The 17,118-nt window shown below is 72.5% G+C and carries 15 protein-coding genes; 6 read left to right on the top strand and 9 right to left on the bottom strand.

Translation table 11 applies throughout. From position 1 onward, the window contains the following. Positions 1-7: 7 nt before the first annotated feature. Positions 8-946: a heme o synthase gene (locus DSZ44_RS03105; protein ID WP_181424514.1), complete on the bottom strand. Its 939-nt coding sequence runs from the start codon at positions 944-946 to the stop codon at positions 8-10. 300 nt (positions 947-1,246) lie between these two features. Here DSZ44_RS03105 and tkt point away from each other — a divergent pair, with 300 nt between their 5' ends. Genes tkt through pgl form a run of 6 tightly spaced genes read left to right on the top strand, consistent with a single transcriptional unit; the run spans position 1,247 to position 9,596 of the window. Next, positions 1,247-3,418, top strand: coding sequence for a transketolase (gene tkt, locus DSZ44_RS03100; RefSeq protein ID WP_110851089.1), 2,172 nt, complete (start codon positions 1,247-1,249; stop codon positions 3,416-3,418). Between the two features lie 58 nt (positions 3,419-3,476). Further along, positions 3,477-4,598: a transaldolase gene (gene tal / locus DSZ44_RS03095; RefSeq protein WP_110851088.1), complete on the top strand. Its 1,122-nt coding sequence runs from the start codon at positions 3,477-3,479 to the stop codon at positions 4,596-4,598. Next, positions 4,595-6,316 carry a phosphoglucose isomerase-related protein gene (locus tag DSZ44_RS03090; RefSeq protein ID WP_110851087.1) on the top strand — a complete coding sequence of 574 codons (1,722 nt, stop codon included), beginning with the start codon at positions 4,595-4,597 and terminating at the stop codon, positions 6,314-6,316. Before tal ends, DSZ44_RS03090 begins: the two co-directional genes overlap by 4 nt. 21 nt (positions 6,317-6,337) lie before the next feature. After that, positions 6,338-7,876, top strand: coding sequence for a glucose-6-phosphate dehydrogenase (zwf, locus tag DSZ44_RS03085; RefSeq protein WP_110851086.1), 1,539 nt, complete (start codon positions 6,338-6,340; stop codon positions 7,874-7,876). A gap of 11 nt (positions 7,877-7,887) precedes the next feature. Further along, the gene (locus DSZ44_RS03080; protein ID WP_110851085.1) at positions 7,888-8,823 is read left to right on the top strand and encodes a glucose-6-phosphate dehydrogenase assembly protein OpcA; all 936 of its coding nucleotides are present in this window, start codon (positions 7,888-7,890) and stop codon (positions 8,821-8,823) included. After that, entirely contained in the window at positions 8,820-9,596 is a 777-nt protein-coding gene (gene pgl / locus DSZ44_RS03075) for a 6-phosphogluconolactonase (protein WP_110851084.1), read from the top strand. The genes DSZ44_RS03080 and pgl overlap by 4 nt, the downstream gene beginning before the upstream one ends. A gap of 401 nt (positions 9,597-9,997) precedes the next feature. Here the strand turns inward: pgl and DSZ44_RS03070 are convergent, their stop codons facing one another. The 8 genes from DSZ44_RS03070 to rapZ all read right to left on the bottom strand — a co-directional run bounded on the left by DSZ44_RS03070 (position 9,998) and on the right by rapZ (position 17,114). Beyond that, entirely contained in the window at positions 9,998-10,354 is a 357-nt protein-coding gene (locus tag DSZ44_RS03070; protein ID WP_110851083.1) for an RNA polymerase-binding protein RbpA, read from the bottom strand. A 15-nt stretch (positions 10,355-10,369) separates the two neighbouring features. Then, positions 10,370-10,612: a preprotein translocase subunit SecG gene (gene secG, locus DSZ44_RS03065; RefSeq protein WP_110851082.1), complete on the bottom strand. Its 243-nt coding sequence runs from the start codon at positions 10,610-10,612 to the stop codon at positions 10,370-10,372. 147 nt (positions 10,613-10,759) lie between these two features. Next, positions 10,760-11,554 (bottom strand): triose-phosphate isomerase, encoded by a 795-nt coding sequence (gene tpiA / locus DSZ44_RS03060; RefSeq protein WP_110851081.1) that lies wholly within the window; start codon positions 11,552-11,554, stop codon positions 10,760-10,762. 4 nt (positions 11,555-11,558) lie between these two features. Beyond that, positions 11,559-12,749 carry a phosphoglycerate kinase gene (locus tag DSZ44_RS03055; protein WP_110851080.1) on the bottom strand — a complete coding sequence of 397 codons (1,191 nt, stop codon included), beginning with the start codon at positions 12,747-12,749 and terminating at the stop codon, positions 11,559-11,561. Positions 12,750-12,845: 96 nt separating this feature from the next. Beyond that, positions 12,846-13,853, bottom strand: a complete 1,008-nt coding sequence (gap, locus tag DSZ44_RS03050; RefSeq protein ID WP_110851079.1) for a type I glyceraldehyde-3-phosphate dehydrogenase — start codon at positions 13,851-13,853, stop codon at positions 12,846-12,848. Positions 13,854-14,078: 225 nt separating this feature from the next. Next, complete coding sequence (whiA, locus tag DSZ44_RS03045; RefSeq protein ID WP_110851078.1) at positions 14,079-15,059, bottom strand: DNA-binding protein WhiA; 981 nt, start codon at positions 15,057-15,059, stop codon at positions 14,079-14,081. A gap of 91 nt (positions 15,060-15,150) precedes the next feature. Beyond that, positions 15,151-16,149 (bottom strand): gluconeogenesis factor YvcK family protein, encoded by a 999-nt coding sequence (locus DSZ44_RS03040; protein ID WP_110851077.1) that lies wholly within the window; start codon positions 16,147-16,149, stop codon positions 15,151-15,153. After that, positions 16,146-17,114 (bottom strand): RNase adapter RapZ, encoded by a 969-nt coding sequence (rapZ, locus tag DSZ44_RS03035; RefSeq protein ID WP_110851331.1) that lies wholly within the window; start codon positions 17,112-17,114, stop codon positions 16,146-16,148. Before rapZ ends, DSZ44_RS03040 begins: the two co-directional genes overlap by 4 nt. Positions 17,115-17,118: the final 4 nt, after the last annotated feature.

Raw genomic sequence — 17,118 nt, 5'->3', positions numbered from 1 at the left:
GTCACGCCTACACCGGGAGGAACGGGTCGACCGCCACGGCGACGAAGACGATGGTGAGGTAGGTGATCGAGGCGTGGAAGACCTTCATCGCCGCGAGCTTGCCGCGCTCGGGGTGGCGGGCGCGGGCCAGCAGGCGCAGGCAGCCGGCGATGAACCAGGCGCCGGCGACGGCGGTGATGACCGCGTACACCCACGTCATCCCCGCCACGGGCACGAGCACGAGCGAGCAGGCCACCATGGCCACGCCGTAGAGCAGGATCTGGACGGCGACCTTCGTGTCCGAGGCGACCACCGGGAGCATCGGTACCTCGGCGCGCGCGTAGTCCTTCTTGAAGCGCATGGACAGCGGCCAGTAGTGCGGCGGGGTCCAGAAGAAGATGATCCCGAACAGGACCAGCGCGGGCCACTCCACCGTGCCGGTCACCGCGGACCAGCCGATGAGCACGGGCATGCAGCCCGCTGCGCCGCCCCAGACGATGTTCTGCGTCGTGCGCCGCTTGAGCAGCAGCGTGTAGCCGACGACGTACATGGCCACGGCGGCGAGGGACAACCACGCCGAGGCCCAGTTGACGAGCAGGCCGAACCACAGGACGGAGAAGACCCCGAGGACGATCGCGAAGACGGTCGCCTGCCGCACGGACAGCACCCCGGTCACGAGCGGGCGCTGCTTCGTCCGGTTCATCAGCCGGTCGATGTCCCGGTCGATGATCATGTTCCACGTGTTCGCCGATCCGGCGGACGCGTAGCCGCCGACGACCGTGGCGACGGTGAGCCACAGGCCCGGCCAGCCGTCGGCGGCGAGGAAGAGCGTGGGGACGGTGGTGATGAGGAGGAGCTCGACGATGCGTGGCTTGGTCAGCGCGACGTAGGCCTTGGCGCGGTCGGCGCGGGTGGTGGCCGGGCCGGTGGGGCCGGGGCTGGACCGCAACGTCGAACGGTCGGACACGTGGGGTGCCACCTCCTCGGTCTGGCGCCCGGGCGCCGGCTGCACACTACGCACGCGTCGTTCCACTTCCCATCTCGCGCTCCGACTGTCGCGCGGGCAACCCCCATACTACGGGGCCGCTCCCCGGGAACGGCCAGTCCGCGCGCCGGGCGGAGGTGCCTAGTTGCTCACACCGGGTGCGGCGTGGCCACCATCTGGCAACAATCTCACTGCAGCAGGCCACGGCGATAGGGTCGGCTTATCCGTAGACGTACCGGTCGGGTCCCCGGCCGGCCGTGACCCCACACCGAGGGAGACCCAGTGAGTGAGACCAGCACCCAGGCCGGGTGGACCGACCTCGACCGCCGCGCGGTGGACACCGCGCGCGTCCTGGCCGCCGACGCCGTCGAGAAGGTCGGCAGCGGCCACCCCGGCACGGCGATGAGCCTGGCCCCGGCCGCCTACCTGCTCTACCAGAACGTCATGCGCCACGACCCCGCCGACCCGCACTGGGTGGGCCGGGACCGCTTCGTCCTCTCCGCCGGGCACAGTGCCCTCACCCAGTACATCCAGCTCTACCTCTCCGGCTACGGCCTGGAGCTCGAGGACCTCAAGGCGCTGCGCACCTGGGGCTCCAAGACCCCCGGCCACCCCGAGTACCGCCACACCGAGGGCGTCGAGGTCACCACCGGCCCGCTCGGTCAGGGACTGGCCAACGGCGTGGGCATGGCGATGGCCGCCCGCCGCGAGCGTGGCCTCCTCGACCCGGACGCCGCCGCGGGCACCAGCCCCTTCGACCACCACGTCTACGTCATCGCCTCCGACGGCGACCTCCAGGAGGGCGTGACCTCCGAGGCCAGCGCCATCGCCGGCGTGCAGGAGCTCGGCAACCTCGTCGTCATCTGGGACGACAACAGGATCTCGATCGAGGACGACACGAACATCGCCTTCACCGAGGACGTCCTCGCGCGCTACGCCGCCTACGGCTGGCACACCGAGCGCGTGGACTGGACCGACGGCGGGACCGGCTACACCGAGGACGTCGACGCCCTCGCCTCCGCGATCGCGGCCGGCAAGGCCGAGACGAACCGCCCGACGATCATCGCGCTGCGCACGATCATCGGCTGGCCCGCCCCCACCAAGCAGAACACCGGCGCCATCCACGGCTCGGCTCTCGGCGGCGACGAGGTCCGCGGCCTCAAGGAGATCCTCGGCTTCGACCCCGAGCAGACCTTCGAGGTGAGCGACGAGGTCATCACCCACGTGCGCCAGGTCCGCGACCGCGGCGCCGCCGCCCGCGCCGAGTGGGACACCGCCTACCAGGCGTGGCGCACCGCCAACCCCGACGGTGCGGCCCTGCTGGACCGCCTCAGCGCCCGCGAGCTGCCCGAGGGCTGGACCGACGCGCTGCCCACCTTCGAGGAGGGCAAGGCGGTCTCCACGCGCTCCGCGTCGGGCTCCGTGCTCAGCGCGCTCGCGCCCGTGCTGCCCGAGCTGTGGGGCGGCTCCGCCGACCTCGCCGGCTCGAACAACACGACGATGAAGGGCGAGCCGTCCTTCCTCCCCGTCGAGCGCTCCACGAAGATGTTCCCGGGCAACCCCTACGGCCGCACGCTGCACTTCGGCATCCGTGAGCACGCCATGGGCTCCATCCTCAACGGCATCACCCTGCACGGCCTCACCCGCCCCTACGGCGGCACCTTCCTCACCTTCTCCGACTACATGCGCCCGCCGGTGCGTCTGGCCGCCCTCATGGGCGTCCCGAGCACCTTCGTCTGGACGCACGACTCCATCGGTCTGGGTGAGGACGGCCCCACCCACCAGCCCATCGAGCACCTCGCCGCGCTGCGCGCGATCCCCGGTCTCGACGTCGTCCGTCCCGGCGACGCCGCCGAGGTGACCGTCGCGTGGCGCACCATCCTCGAGAACACCGAGCGTCCTGCAGGCCTGGTCCTCACCCGCCAGAACGTGCCCAACCCGGCGCGCGGCACGGGTGCGGCCGAGGGCGACACGCTCGCCAGCGCCGAGGGCGTCGCCCGTGGCGCCTACGTGCTCGCCGAGGCCACCGGCGGTACGCCGCAGGTCATTCTCATCGCCACCGGCTCCGAGGTGCAGGTCGCGCTCGCGGCCCGCGAGGCCCTGCAGGCCGACGGTGTCGCGACGCGCGTCGTGTCGATGCCGTGCCGCGAGTGGTTCGCCCTCCAGGACGACGCCTACCAGGAGGAGGTGCTGCCCGGCTCGGTCAAGGCCCGTGTCTCCGTCGAGGCCGCCATCGCCCAGGGCTGGCACGAGATCGTCGGGGACGCCGGCCGCTGCGTGAGCATCGAGCACTACGGCGCCTCGGCCGCCTACGAGCGCCTGTACGAGGAGTTCGGCATCACCGCCGAGGCGACCGTCGCCAAGGCACGCGAGTCGCTGGCCGCGGCCGGCCAGGACTCCCCCGGCACCGACCAGGACGCCGCCCCCGGCGGGACCGGCGACCTGCCCAAGTAGCACGACCCGGGCCCCGGCGGCAGCCGCCGCCGGGGCCCGCCCCACGCGAGGAGGAGCAATGACGAACCACCTGGCCGAGCTGAGCGAGCTCGGTGTCTCCGTCTGGTTGGACGACCTGTCCCGGGAACGCCTCGAGGGCGGTGGGGCGCAGTCCCTCGCCTCGCTCCTCGCCGAGGACCACGTCGTCGGAGTGACGACGAACCCCTCGATCTTCGCCTCCGCGCTGTCGGAGGGGAACCGGTACGACGCCGACCTCGCCGCCCTCGCGGCCGACGGCGCCGACGTCTCCACCGCCATCACCGCCCTCACCACGTCCGACGTCCGCAACGCCTGCGACCGCTTCCTCGACGTCTACGAGCGCACCGGGGGTGTCGACGGGCGCGTCTCGATCGAGGTCGACCCGTACGTCGCCCACGACACCGAGGCGACCATCGCCCAGGCCCGCGAGCTGTGGAAGCTCGTCGACCGGCCCAACCTGCTCGTCAAGATCCCGGCGACCAACGAGGGGCTGCCGGCCATCACCGAGGCGATCGCCGAGGGCATCAGCGTCAACGTCACGCTCATCTTCTCCCTCGACCGGTACCGCGCGGTCGCCCGGGCCTACACCGACGGCCTGGAGCGGGCCCAGCTCGCCGGGGTGGACCTCTCGACGATCCACTCCGTCGCCTCCTTCTTCGTCTCGCGCATCGATGCCGCGGTCGACGCCAAGCTCGACGCCCTCGACGACGACGACGCGCGCGCCCTGCGCGGTGAGGTGGCCGTCGCCAACGCGCGGCTCGCCTACGAGGCCTTCGAGGAGATCTTCGGGACCGAGCGGTGGCAGGCTCTCGCCGCGGCCGGTGCCCGCCCGCAGCGGCTGCTGTGGGCCTCGACCGGCGTCAAGGACCCCGCCTACCCCGACACGCGCTACGTCGACGAGCTGGTCACCTCCGGCGTCGTCAACACGATGCCCGAGGCGACCCTCCGCGCCGTCGCCGACCACGCGAACCTGCGCGGCGACACGGTGCGCGGCCGCTACGCCGAGGCCCGCGAGGTCCTCGACGGCCTCGAGCGCCTCGGGATCTCCTACGCCGAGATCATGGACGCCCTCGAGACGGAGGGCGTGAAGAAGTTCCAGCAGAGCTGGGACCAGCTGAGCGAGCGGGTCGAGACCGGCCTGCAGGCGCCAGGCCGGCAATGAGCCCCGCGATCGTCACCTGGGCGGGTGACGAGGAGACCGCGGTCGTCGAGGTGAGCGCGACGGGGGCGGCGGCGCAGGCCGTGCACGACGCCGTCCCCGCGCTCCTCGACGAGCGCGTCGCCTCCCGGCTCGCGTCGCAGGACGCCGGGTTGTGGGGCGAGGACGCTGCCGTGGGTGACCGTCTCGGGTGGACCGACCTGCACACGACCTCCCGTGAGCTCGTCGAGCGGCTCACCGCGCTGCGTGAGGAGCTGCGAGCCGAGGGGCTGGACCACGTCGTCCTCGCCGGCATGGGTGGGGCCTCGCTCGCCGCGGAGGTCATCACCGGCTCCCTCGGCACGCCGCTCACCGTGCTGGACTCGACGGCGCCCACGCAGGTGGAGCGTGCCCTGGAGGGCGACCTCGCACGCACCGTGCTCGTCGTGGCCTCCCGCTCGGGCACCACGGTGGAGACCGACTCCCACCGGCGGGCCTTCGTCGCCGCCCTGCAGGCCGCGGGGCGCGACGCAGCCCGGCACGTCGTCGTCGTCACCAAGCCGGGCTCGCCGCTCGAGGAGCTCGCCCGCGAGGAGGGCTACCGCGCCGTCTTCAGCGCAGACCCGCGGGTGGGCGGCCGCTTCTCCGCACTGTCCGCCTACGGACTGGTGCCGAGCGCGCTGGCGGGGGTCGACGTCGGCCGGCTCCTCGACGAGGCCGCCGAGATCGCGCCCTTCCTCGCCGAGGACACCGAGGCCAACCCCGCCCTCGTCCTCGCCGCGGCCCTGGCCGCGACGCGCCCGCTGCGGGAGACGGTGCTCCTCGTCGACGCCGGCAGCGGGCTCTACCACTTCGGCGCGTGGGCCGAGCAGCTGCTCGCGGAGTCGCTCGGCAAGAACGGGCACGGACTCGTCCCCGTCGTCGTCGACGAGCACGCCCCCGAGCTCGCCGCGCGCGGTGAGCGCACGCTCCCGGTCCTCCTGACACCGCTCACCGACGAGGACGCCGGCCCCGAGCTCGACGACGTCGCCGACGGCGCGCGGCGGGTGGCGGTGAGCGCGGACCTCGCTGCGGACGCTGACGCCACCGAGGTCACCGTCGCCGGCTCCCTCGGCGGGATGTTCCTCCTGTGGCAGCACGCCGTCGCCGTCGCCGGGCGGCTGCTCGGCGTCAACCCCTTCGACCAGCCCGACGTCGAGGCGACGAAGCAGGCCACGCGCGAGTTCCTCGGGGGCATGCCCTCCCTCGAACCGCCCGCGTTCAGCGACTCCGGCGTCGAGGTGCGCGCGCCGCGGACGCTGCTCGCCGGCGCGCGGACCGTGCCCGACGCCGTCACCGCCCTCCTCGACCGGCTCGACCCGGAGCACGGCTACCTCGCCGTCCTCGCCTACCTGGACCGTGAGGGGCGCGCGCCGGACCTGCTGCGCGGTGCACGCGACTCCCTGGCCGGACGCACGGGACGCCCCGTCACCTTCGGCTGGGGCCCGCGCTACCTGCACTCCACCGGCCAGCTCCACAAGGGCGGCCCGCGCCACGGGGTCTTCCTCATGATCACCGGCGGCGCACCCGCGCACGTGTCGATCCCCGGGCGCGACTTCGACTTCGCCGAGCTCGTCACGGCCCAGGCCGACGCGGACGCGCGGGTCCTCACCGGCCTCGGCCGACCGGTGCTGCGCCTGCGCGTGGACACCCCCGACGCCCTCGCCTGGCTCACGGGTAGTCTGACGCGCCGGACCACCTGACCACAGGGCCGTGAGGAGACCATGAGCACCGCACCGACCCCGCCGGACAACCCGCTGCGCGACCCCCGGGACCGTCGACTGCCCCGGATCGCCGGCCCTGCCGGCCTCGTCATCTTCGGCGTCACCGGGGACCTGGCCAAGCGCAAGCTGCTGCCGGCGATCTACGACCTCGCCAACCGCGGGCTGCTCCCGCCGTCCTTCGCGCTCACCGGCTTCGCCCGGCGCGACTGGTCGACGGAGGACTTCGCGCAGATCGTCCACGACGCCGTGCGCGAGCACGCCCGCACGGAGTTCTCCGAGCGCACCTGGGAGCAGCTCGCCTCCGGCTTCCGCTTCGTCCAGGGCGAGTTCGACGACGACGCCGCCTTCGACACGCTCGCGGAGACCGTCGCGGCCCTCGACGCCGAGCGCGGCACCGGCGGCAACCACGCCTTCTACCTCTCGGTGCCGCCGCGCTCCTTCCCGCTCGTGCTCAACCAGCTCAAGCGCTCGGGACTGTCGGAGCCGACGACCGACGCGTGGCGCCGCGTGATCATCGAGAAGCCCTTCGGGCACAACCTCGAGTCGGCCCTCGAGCTCGACGACGTCGTCTCGGAGGTCTTCCCCGAGGACTCGGTGTTCCGCATCGACCACTACCTGGGCAAGGAGACCGTCCAGAACATCCTGGCGATGCGCTTCGCGAACCAGCTCTTCGAGCCGGTGTGGAACAACCACTACGTCGACCACGTCCAGATCACCATGGCCGAGGACATCGGCATCGGCAGCCGCGCCGGCTACTACGACGGCATCGGCGCCGCCCGCGACGTCATCCAGAACCACCTGCTCCAGCTCCTCGCGCTCACCGCGATGGAGGAGCCCTTCTCCTTCGACGCGAACTCCCTGCGGCGGGAGAAGGAGAAGGTGCTCTCCGCCGTCCGCCTCGGCGAGGACCTCGGACGGTCGACGGCACGCGGGCAGTACGCCGCCGGCTGGCAGGGCGGTGAGCACGTGCGTGGCTACCACGAGGAGGACGGCATCGCGCCGGACTCGATCACCGAGACGTACGCCGCGATGCGGCTGGAGGTCGACTCCCGCCGCTGGGCCGGGGTCCCCTTCTACCTGCGTGCCGGCAAGCGTCTCGGGCGACGCGTCACGGAGATCGCCGTCGTCTTCAAGCGTGCCCCGCACCTGCCCTTCGACCTCGGCACGTCCGGCGAGCTAGGGCAGAACGCGATCGTCTTCCGGGTCCAGCCCGACGAGGGCGTGACCATCCGCTTCGGCGCCAAGGTGCCGGGTACGGCGATGGAGGTGCGCGACGTGTCGATGGACTTCGGCTACGGCAACGCCTTCACGGAGAACTCCCCCGAGGCCTACGAGCGGCTCATCCTCGACGTGCTCCTCGGCGACCCGCCGCTCTTCCCCCACCAGCGGGAGGTCGAGCTGTCCTGGCAGATCCTCGACCCGATCACCGAGTACTGGGAGTCCGCCGGCAGCCCCGAGCCCTACCGCCCCGGGTCCTGGGGCCCGGCGAGCGCAGACGAGATGCTGGCACGCGACGGCCGCCGCTGGCGGATGCCGTAGAGGAGACGACCATGATCACGACGATGCACGCGACGACCGCCTCCGCGGTCAGCAACCGCCTCGCGGCGATGCGCCGCTCGAGCGGCGCCAACACCTTCACCCGGGTCCTCACCCTCATCATCGTCGCCGACGACCTCACCGGCGCCGAGCACGGGATCAACGCCGCCAACGGCGCCTCCCGGGAGCACCCCTGCCGGATCATCGCCGTCGTCCCCGAGGGCGGCAACGGCCCGGCCAGCATCGACGCGGAGATCCGCGTGGGCGGGGACGCCGGCCTCAGCGAGGTCGTCATCCTCCAGCCCAAGGGCGAGCCGGCCGGCGCCGTCGACACCCTCGTCATGCCCCTCCTCCTGCCCGACGCCCCCATCGTCGTGTGGTGGACCGGCGAGCCGCCGGCCGAGCCGAGCCGCGACCCGCTCGGCGCGATGGCGCAACGCCGGATCACCGACGCGACCGCGTCGGCAGACCCGCTCGCCACCCTGCGCGCCCTCGCGCCGGGCTACGTCCCGGGGGACACGGACCTCGCCTGGTCCAGGGTCACCCTGTGGCGCGGGCTGCTCGCCGCCACGCTCGACGAGCCGCCGCACGAGCCGATCCTCGCCGCCCGCGTGACCGGCGCGAGGAACCGGCCGTCGGTGTACATGCTCGCGGCCTGGCTGGCCGACTCCTTCGGCGTCCCGGTCGAGATCGACGTCGAGGACTCCAAGGCCGTCACCCGGGTCGAGCTCGAGCGCGAGCGGGGACCGATCACGCTGCGACGCACCCCGGGTGCGAGCGTGGCCATCCTCAGTCGTCCCGGCCGGATCGACCAGCGGATCAACCTCGTGGAGCGCGCCCTCGCGGACTGCCTCACCGAGGAGCTGCGCCGGCTCGACGCCGACGAGACCTACGGACGGGTCCTCACCCGCGGGCTGCCGCTCGTCGTCCCGGCGGAGGTGCGGTCATGAGCACCACCGCACCCGTCGTCGTCCACCCCGACGGCGAGCTGCTCGCCCGCGCGACGGCGGCCCGCTTCCTGCTCGCCCTGGTCGACGCGCAGTCGGTGGCGACCCCGGTGCACGTCGCCCTCACCGGCGGCAGCATCCTCGTCGACACCCTGCGCGCCGTGGCCGCGGACCCGCTGCGCGACGCGGTCGACTGGACCGCCGTCCACGTGTGGTGGGGGGACGAGCGCTTCGTCCCCGCCGGGCACGCGGACCGCAACGACCGGGAGGCGGTCGAGGCACTGCTCGGCGACCTGCCGCTGCGCCCCGAGCACGTCCACGCCGTCCCGGGTCCGGACGCCGTCGCCGACGTCGACGCCGCCGCGCGGGCCTACACCGAGGAGCTGGCGCGGCACGCCGCACCTGGTGAGGCGGTGCCGGAGCTCGCCGTCGTCCTGCTCGGGATGGGGCCCGACGGGCACGTCGCCTCCCTGTTCCCGGGCCGCCCGAGCCTCGGGGACCAGTCCCTCGGCGCCCTCGCCGAGCACGACTCCCCCAAGCCACCGCCCGAGCGCATCAGCCTCACCCTGCCGACGCTGTGCACGGCGCACCAGGTGTGGCTCGTCGTCTCCGGCGAGGGCAAGGCTCCCGCCGTCGCCGCCGCCCTCGAGGGCACGTCGCTGCCCGAGGCGGTGGGAGGTACCGGCGACGGCGAGTCCGTCCCCGCCGGCCGGGTGCAGGCGCGCGGCCGCACGCTGTGGCTCGTCGACCTCGCGGCCACCTCAGCCCTCCCTTGACCCGGCTTCCCCCCCCCCACCCCGCACCCCATCCCCACCCCCACACCCCCACCCCTCACCGCCGACAGCTGACTTGTTACGGGGTCGCACGAAAGTCGACGTGCCGCCGACCCAATGAGTCGTGACCGCCGTCGACCGCAGGCCCCCGCGCGGGCCGGGTCGGCGCCGTCGTTGCAGCGTGACGGGGACCGTCGACGCCGCGTGCGCTCCGGCGCCCGGTACACGCCGTCGCCAACGACTCAGCGCCCGGCGACGGTGGGAGAGCCCGGTAACAACTCAGCGCTCGACGACGGTGGGAGAGCCCGGTAACAACTCAGCGCTCGACGACGGTGGGAGAGCGCAGTAACAACTCAGCGCTCGGCGCGAGGTGGGTGGGGTGGGGGTGGGGTGGGGGCGCGCTGTCAGCGCGTGGGGGTGCCGCGGCGGGCGCGGAGGGCGGTGAGGGCTTCCTCAAGGAGGGCCTCACCGTCGGCGTCGGTCCGACGCTCCTTCACGTACGCGAGGTGCGTCTTGTACGGCTCGTTGCGCGGTGGCTCCGGCGGAGCCTCGCGGTCCTGGCCGGCGGGCAGCCCGCAGCGCGGGCAGTCCCACGTCTCGGGGACGACGATCTCCGGCTCCGTGGCGAAGCTCGGGCTCGTCTCGTGGCCCTTGGCGCACCAGTACGACACCCGGACCCGAGGGGCGGCCTCGCCGCGCTCGGCCTCGCCCATGGGGCCCGCACCGACGCGGGACCCGCGGATCGCACTTCCTCCAGCCATGGTGGTTCTCCCTGCTCAGACGAAACGCTGCATGAGGCCGAGCAGGACGATGGCCGTCCCCCACAGGAGGGAGATGCCGATCGTGATGCGGTTGAGGTTCCGCTCGGCGACGCCGGAGGAGCCGATCGACGAGCTGATCCCGCCACCGAACATGTCCGAGAGCCCACCACCCTTCCCCTTGTGCATGAGGATGGACAGGATGAGGAAGATGCTGGTGAGGACCAGCAGCACCTCGAGAACGATCCGGAGGGCATCCACGAGCCGGAGGCTCCTTTCGGTGTACGGGCGGGCGGCGGCGCAGCCGCAACTCGTCAAGGATAAGTGATGACGGCCTCGTCGTGGACCAACTTGGTCGGGACACGCCACGGTCCCCGGTCGCAGAGCGCGGCCGGGGACCGTGGTGTGTCAGGCGTGCTGCTGGTAGCGGACGATCGCCGCGAACTCCTCGGCCTGCAGGCTGGCGCCTCCGACGAGTGCGCCGTCGACGTCCTCCTTGGCCATGATCGAGGCGACGTTCCCGGACTTGACCGAGCCGCCGTACAGGACGCGGACGGAGTCGGCGACCTCCTGGCTGTACAGCTCCGCGAGGCGCCCGCGGATCGCGCCGCAGACCTCCTGCGCGTCCTCGGGGGTGGCGACCTCGCCGGTGCCGATGGCCCACACGGGCTCGTAGGCGATGACCGTCGTGGCGGCCGCCTCCGCGTCGAGCCCGGCGTAGGCGCCGTCGACCTGCGCGAGGGTGTAGGACACCTGGTCGCCCGCCTGGCGGACCTCGAGGCCCTCACCGACGCAGATGATCGGGACGATGCCGTGGGCCAGGGCGGCCTTGGCCTTCGCACCGACGAGGGCGTCGTCCTCGGCATGGAACTGACGGCGCTCGGAGTGCCCGACGACGGCGTAGCTGACGCCCAGCTTGGCGAGCATCGCCGCGGAGATCTCGCCGGTGTAGGCGCCCTTCTCCTGGGCGGAGACGTCCTGCGCGCCGTAGCGGACCTCGAGCTTGTCGCCGTCCACGAGGGTCTGCACGGAGCGCAGGTCGGTGAACGGCGGCACGACGACGACCTCGACGGCCGAGTAGTCGTGCTTCTTGTCCTTGAGCTCCCAGGCGAGCTTCTGCACGAGGTGGGTGGCCTCGTGGTGGTCGAGGTTCATCTTCCAGTTGCCCGCCATCAACGGACGGCGCGGGGTGTCGTTAGCCATAGCCTCAGTCTTCCAGAACCGCGACGCCGGGCAGAACCTTGCCCTCGAGGTACTCGAGGCTGGCGCCACCACCGGTGGAGATGTGGTCGAACTTGTCCTCGTCGAAGCCGAGGACGCGGACGGCGGCGGCGGAGTCGCCGCCTCCGACGATGGTGAAGCCGGCGGCGTCCTGCATCGCCTGGGCGACGGCCTTGGTGCCGGCGGAGAAGGCGTCGAACTCGAAGACGCCCATGGGGCCGTTCCACACGACCGTCTTGGCGTCGGCGATCTTCTCGGCGAAGAGGCGGCCGGAGTCGGGACCGATGTCCAGGCCCATCTGGTCGGCGGGGATCGCGTCGGCCGGGACGACCGTGGCGGGGGCGTCCGCCTTGAACTCCGGCGCCACGACGATGTCGGTGGGCAGGACGATCTCGACGCCGTTGGCCTCCGCGTCACGCAGGTAGCCCTTGACGGCCTCGACCTGGTCCTCCTCGAGGAGGGAGGTGCCGACGTCGTAGCCCTTGGCGGCGAGGAAGGTGAAGACCATGCCGCCACCGATGAGGAGGCGGTCGGCCTTGGTGAGGAGGTTGCCGATGACGCCGAGCTTGTCGGAGACCTTCGAGCCACCGAGCACGACGGCGTAGGGCCGCTCCGGGTCACCGGTCGCCCTGCTCAGGGAGTCGATCTCCTTGAACACGAGGTGGCCGGCCGCGTGCGGCAGGCGCTGGGCGACGTCGTAGACGCTCGCCTGCTTGCGGTGGACGACGCCGAAGCCGTCGGAGACGAAGAAGTCGGCGAGCAGGGCGAGCTCGTCGGCCAGGGCGCCGCGCTCGGCCTCGTCCTTGGAGGTCTCCCGCGCGTCGAAGCGGATGTTCTCGAGGAGCAGCACCTGGCCCTCCTCGAGGTACTGGGCCTTGGCCTTGGCGTCCTCACCCACGGTGTCCTCCGCGAGGAGCACCTCGCGGCCGAGCAGCTCGCCGAGACGCTCGGCGACGGGGGCGAGGGAGTACTTGGGCTCCGGGGCGCCCTTGGGGCGGCCGAGGTGCGCGGTGACGATGACCTTCGCGCCGGCGTCGAGCAGGGCGGTGAGGGTCGGCAGGGCGGCGCGGATGCGGCCGTCGTCGGTGATGGTCGTCCCGTCGAGCGGGACGTTGAAGTCGGAGCGGACCAGGACGCGCTTGCCGCGCAGGTCGCCCAGGGTGTCGATGGTCTTCATGGCTCTCCTAGGAGTCGGTGCGGACGCACGAACGCCCGCGTGCCGCGTTCGGCGGCACGCGGGCGTCCGTGTTCACTGCTGGGTGGAGGCGAAGCCTCAGAGACGCTCGCCCACGTAGGTGGCGAGCTTGACCAGCGAGCTGGAGTAGCCGAACTCGTTGTCGTACCAGCTGAGCACCTTGACCTGGTCGCCGATCACCTTGGTGAGGCCGGCGTCGAAGATCGAGGTGTGCGAGTCGCCGACGATGTCCTGGGAGACGATCGGGTCCTCGGTGTACTTGAGGATGCCCTGGAGCTCGGGGGTCTCGGCGGCGGCCTTCATCGCGGCGTTGACCTCCTCGACCGTGACCTCCTTCTCGACCGTGAAGGTGAGGTCGGTGGCGGAGCCGGTCGGGGTCGGCACGCGCATGGCGTAGCCGTCCAGCTTGCCCTTGAGCTCGGGGAGCACGAGGGAGACGGCCTTGGCCGCACCGGTGGTGGTCGGCACCATGTTGAGGGCGGCGGCGCGGGCGCGGCGCAGGTCCTTGTGCGGGCCGTCCTGGAGGTTCTGGTCGGCCGTGTAGGCGTGGATCGTGGTCATCAGGCCACGGACGATGCCGAAGTTCTCGTGCAGGACCTTGGCCATCGGGGCGAGGCAGTTGGTCGTGCAGGAGGCGTTGGAGAAGATGTGGTGCTGCTCGGCGTCGTAGTCGGTGTGGTTGACACCCATGACGAAGGTGGCGTCCACGTCCTTGCCGGGCGCGGAGATGATGACCTTCTTGGCGCCGGCGTCGAGGTGGGCCTTGGCGGACTCACGGTCGACGAAGCGGCCGGTGGACTCGATGACGATGTCGACACCGAGGTCGCCCCACGGGAGCTGGGCGGGGTCCTTCTCCGCGGAGACGTGGATCTTCTTGCCACCGACGGTGATGGACTCCTCGTCGAAGGAGACCTCCTCGTCGAGCACGCCCATGATGGAGTCGTACTTGAGGAGGTGGGCGAGGGTCTTGTTGTCGGTGAGGTCGTTGACGCCCACGATCTCGAGGTCCGAACCGCTCTTGAGCGCGGCCCGGAAGAAGCTGCGGCCGATGCGGCCGAAGCCGTTGATACCGACGCGGATGGTCACTATGTCCTCCTCTAGTGCGCCGCTCGGCGCACACACAAGTCGACTGTCGAAGTAGCGCCCGATGGGCGCTGTGGCAGGCCCGCCGTGAAGGCTGGGCCGCCATCAGCACCCAACCTACACCGGGACAAAAGGGGCCGCAGGGACGTAGGTCCGACGTGGACACGAGCGACCTGTCCGCTCTCGGCGAACCCTCCCCCGCCGTGGTGACGGGGGTCACGCCGCGGCTCAGAGGTCGTACATGTCCGGGGTGAGGACGGCCTCGGTGTCGCCGATCCCGAGCTCGTGGGCGCGCTTGTCGGCCATGGCGAGCAGCCGGCGGATCCGCCCGGCGATGGCGTCCTTGGTGAGCGGCGGGTCGGAGAGGGCGCCGAGCTCCTCGAGGCTCGCCTGCTTGTGCGCGAGACGCAGCTGTCCGGCCTGGAGGAGGTGGTCGGGCACGCCCTCGCCGAGGATCTCGAAGGCGCGCTCGACCCTGGCGCCGGCCGCGACGGCCGCGCGGGCCGAGCGGCGCAGGTTCGCGTCGTCGAAGTTCGCCAGGCGGTTGGCGGTGCCGCGCACCTCGCGGCGGGTACGGCGCTCCTCCCAGGTGAGCACGGCGTCGTGCGCGCCCATGCGGGTGAGGATCGCGGAGATGTCGTCGCCGTCGCGGACGACGACGCGGTCCACGCCGCGGACCTCCCGGGCCTTGGCGGACACCTCCATCCGACGCGCGGCACCGACGAGCGCGAGGGCCGCCTCGGGGCCGGGGCAGGTGATCTCGAGGGCCGAGGAGCGGCCGGGCTCGGTGAGCGAGCCGCGGGCGATGAAGGCGCCGCGCCACGCGGCCACGGCCTCGCCGACGCCACCGGACACGACGCCGGGCGGGAGCCCGCGCACGGGCCGGCCGCGGCCGTCGAGGAGGCCTGTCTGCCGCGCCAGGGACTCCCCGTCCTTGACCACGCGCACGACGTAGCGGTTGCCGCGCTTGAGACCACCGCCGGAGACGACGACGACGTCGCTGGAGTGGCCGTAGATCTCCGCCATCGCCTGGCGCAGGCGACGAGCCGCGACGCCGAGGTCGAGCTCGGCCTCGATGACGATGCGCCCGGAGATGATGTGCAGCCCGCCCGCGAAGCGGAGCATCGCAGCGACCTCGGCCTTGCGCGCGGACATCTTGTCCACCTGCAGCCTGGCCAGCTCGTCCTTGACGGACGCCGTCAACGACATGGCCGACTTCCTCCCGCTCACCGTGCTCCCTCGTCCCACGGCCCCTGGTCAGGGGCCAGCCTGCACCTTCTCATGCCCTGCGGCCTGATCCTCACGCGGACCCCGTGGCCTCCCCCACATCGCCCAGCACACCCTCGAACGCGTCACGGTAGGCGGCGGCGAGCCGCAGGGGGTCGTGACGGGGCGTCCCGTCCCCCGCGCTGACCTGTCGCAGCAGTACCTGCGCACCCAGATCCCGGGCGGCGGCGAGCAGACCGTCGATGTCGTCGACGGCGGTCGGGTCGGCGAGGACGACGTCGATGCGCAGGTCCGGCCCGTGCTCGACGAGCGTGCGCAGGTGGTCGGCCGCCGACATGCCCTCCGTCTCCCCCGGCTGGGCCGAGAGGTTGAGCGTGACGGCCCGCCGGGCGTCGGTCTCCGCGAGGGCGCGCGCGAGGTCGGGCACCAGAAGGTGCGGGATGACGGAGGTGTACCAGGAGCCGGGCCCGAGGACGACCCACTCGGCCTCGCGGACGGCGCGGACGGCCTCGGGGTGGGCCGGCGGCTCCTCCGGGATCAGGCGGACCGAGGCGATGTTGCCGCTCGTCACGGCCACCCGGGACTGGCCGCGCACGACCCGTTCCTGCTCCGTGTCACCCATCCGGACCCGCGCCTCGATGTCGAGCGGCACGGCCGCCATGGGCAGCACCCGGCCGCGGGCGCCGAGCAGCCGACCCACCCAGTCCAGGCCGGCGACCTCGTCGCCCAGCAGGTCCCACAGGGCGACGATGAGGAGGTTACCCAGCGCGTGCCCGTCGAGCGGTCCGGACGAGCGGAAGCGGTGCTGGAGGACGTCACGCCAGGTCAGTCCCCACTCCGAGTCGTCGCACAGCGCGGACAGCGCCATGCGGAGGTCGCCCGGCGGGAGCTTGCCCAGCTCGTGCCGCAGACGGCCGGAGGACCCGCCGTCGTCGGCGACGGTGACGACGGCGGTGAGCGCGCTGCACACGTGGCGCAGCGCCCCGAGGGTGGCAGCCAGGCCGTGCCCACCGCCGAGGGCCACGACGCGCGGCCCGCGGGCACCCGCCGAGGGCCACTGCTCCGTGGTCACTCCCGCCCCACGTCGCGGTGGAGGTTGCGCACCTGCAGGCCGCGCGAGCGCAGGCCCTCGGCGATCGCCTCGGAGACGGCGACGGAGCGGTGGCGTCCCCCGGTGCAGCCGACGGCGATCGTCACGTTGTGCTTGAGCTCACGCTCGTAGCCGGCGATCGCCGGCTCGAGGGTCTCGACGTAGCGGTCGATGAACTCCTGCGCACCGGGCTGGTCGAGCACGTAGCGGTTGACGGCCTCGTCCTTGCCGGACAGGTGCCGCAGCTCGGTCACCCAGTACGGGTTGGACAGGAAGCGGACGTCGACGACGTGGTCCGCGTCGAGCGGCAGGCCGTGCTTGAAGCCGAAGGACACGAGGGTGATCTGGACGGGCTGGGTCCCGGCCTCCCCCACACGCTGGCGGATGTGCCGGGCGAGGTCGTAGGGGCTGAACTTCGTCGTGTCGATGATCGAGTCGGCGCGGCGCCGCAGCTCGGAGAGGAGCTCACGCTCCTCGGCGATGCCGTCGAGGATGCGCCCGTCGCCCTGGAGGGGGTGGGCACGGCGCACCTGCTCGTAGCGGCGCACGAGCTCGGCGTCGTCGGCCTCGAGGAAGAGGATGCGGTAGTCCAGGCCGTGTCGGCGCAGGTCGTCCAGGACGCTGAGGAGCTCGGCGAAGAACTCCCCGCTGCGGACGTCGACGACGGCGGCGAGCCGCTTCACCCCGCCGCCGGAGGCCGTCATGAGGCGGGCGAGCGGCTCCAGCATCCGCGGCGGCAGGTTGTCGACGACGAACCAGTCCATGTCCTCGAGGGTGTTGGCCACGCGGGTGCGGCCGGCACCGGACATCCCGGTGATGATGAGGAGCTCTCGGCGGTCCGCCTCGGGTGGCGCCGTCTCGGCCTCGAGCAGCGGGATGCCCTCCGGGACGGTCGGCGGTGCGCTCTGCTCGCCCGTGTCCGGGCGCTGTCCTCCTGAGGTGCTCATCACC

Origin of the sequence: Georgenia satyanarayanai (assembly GCF_900116375.1) — a bacterium.
In the GTDB taxonomy this organism is placed as follows: Bacteria; Actinomycetota; Actinomycetes; order Actinomycetales; family Actinomycetaceae; genus Oceanitalea; species Oceanitalea nanhaiensis.
Note: the sequence above shows the minus strand (reverse complement) of the source record. Positions and strands in the feature narration are given on the sequence as shown.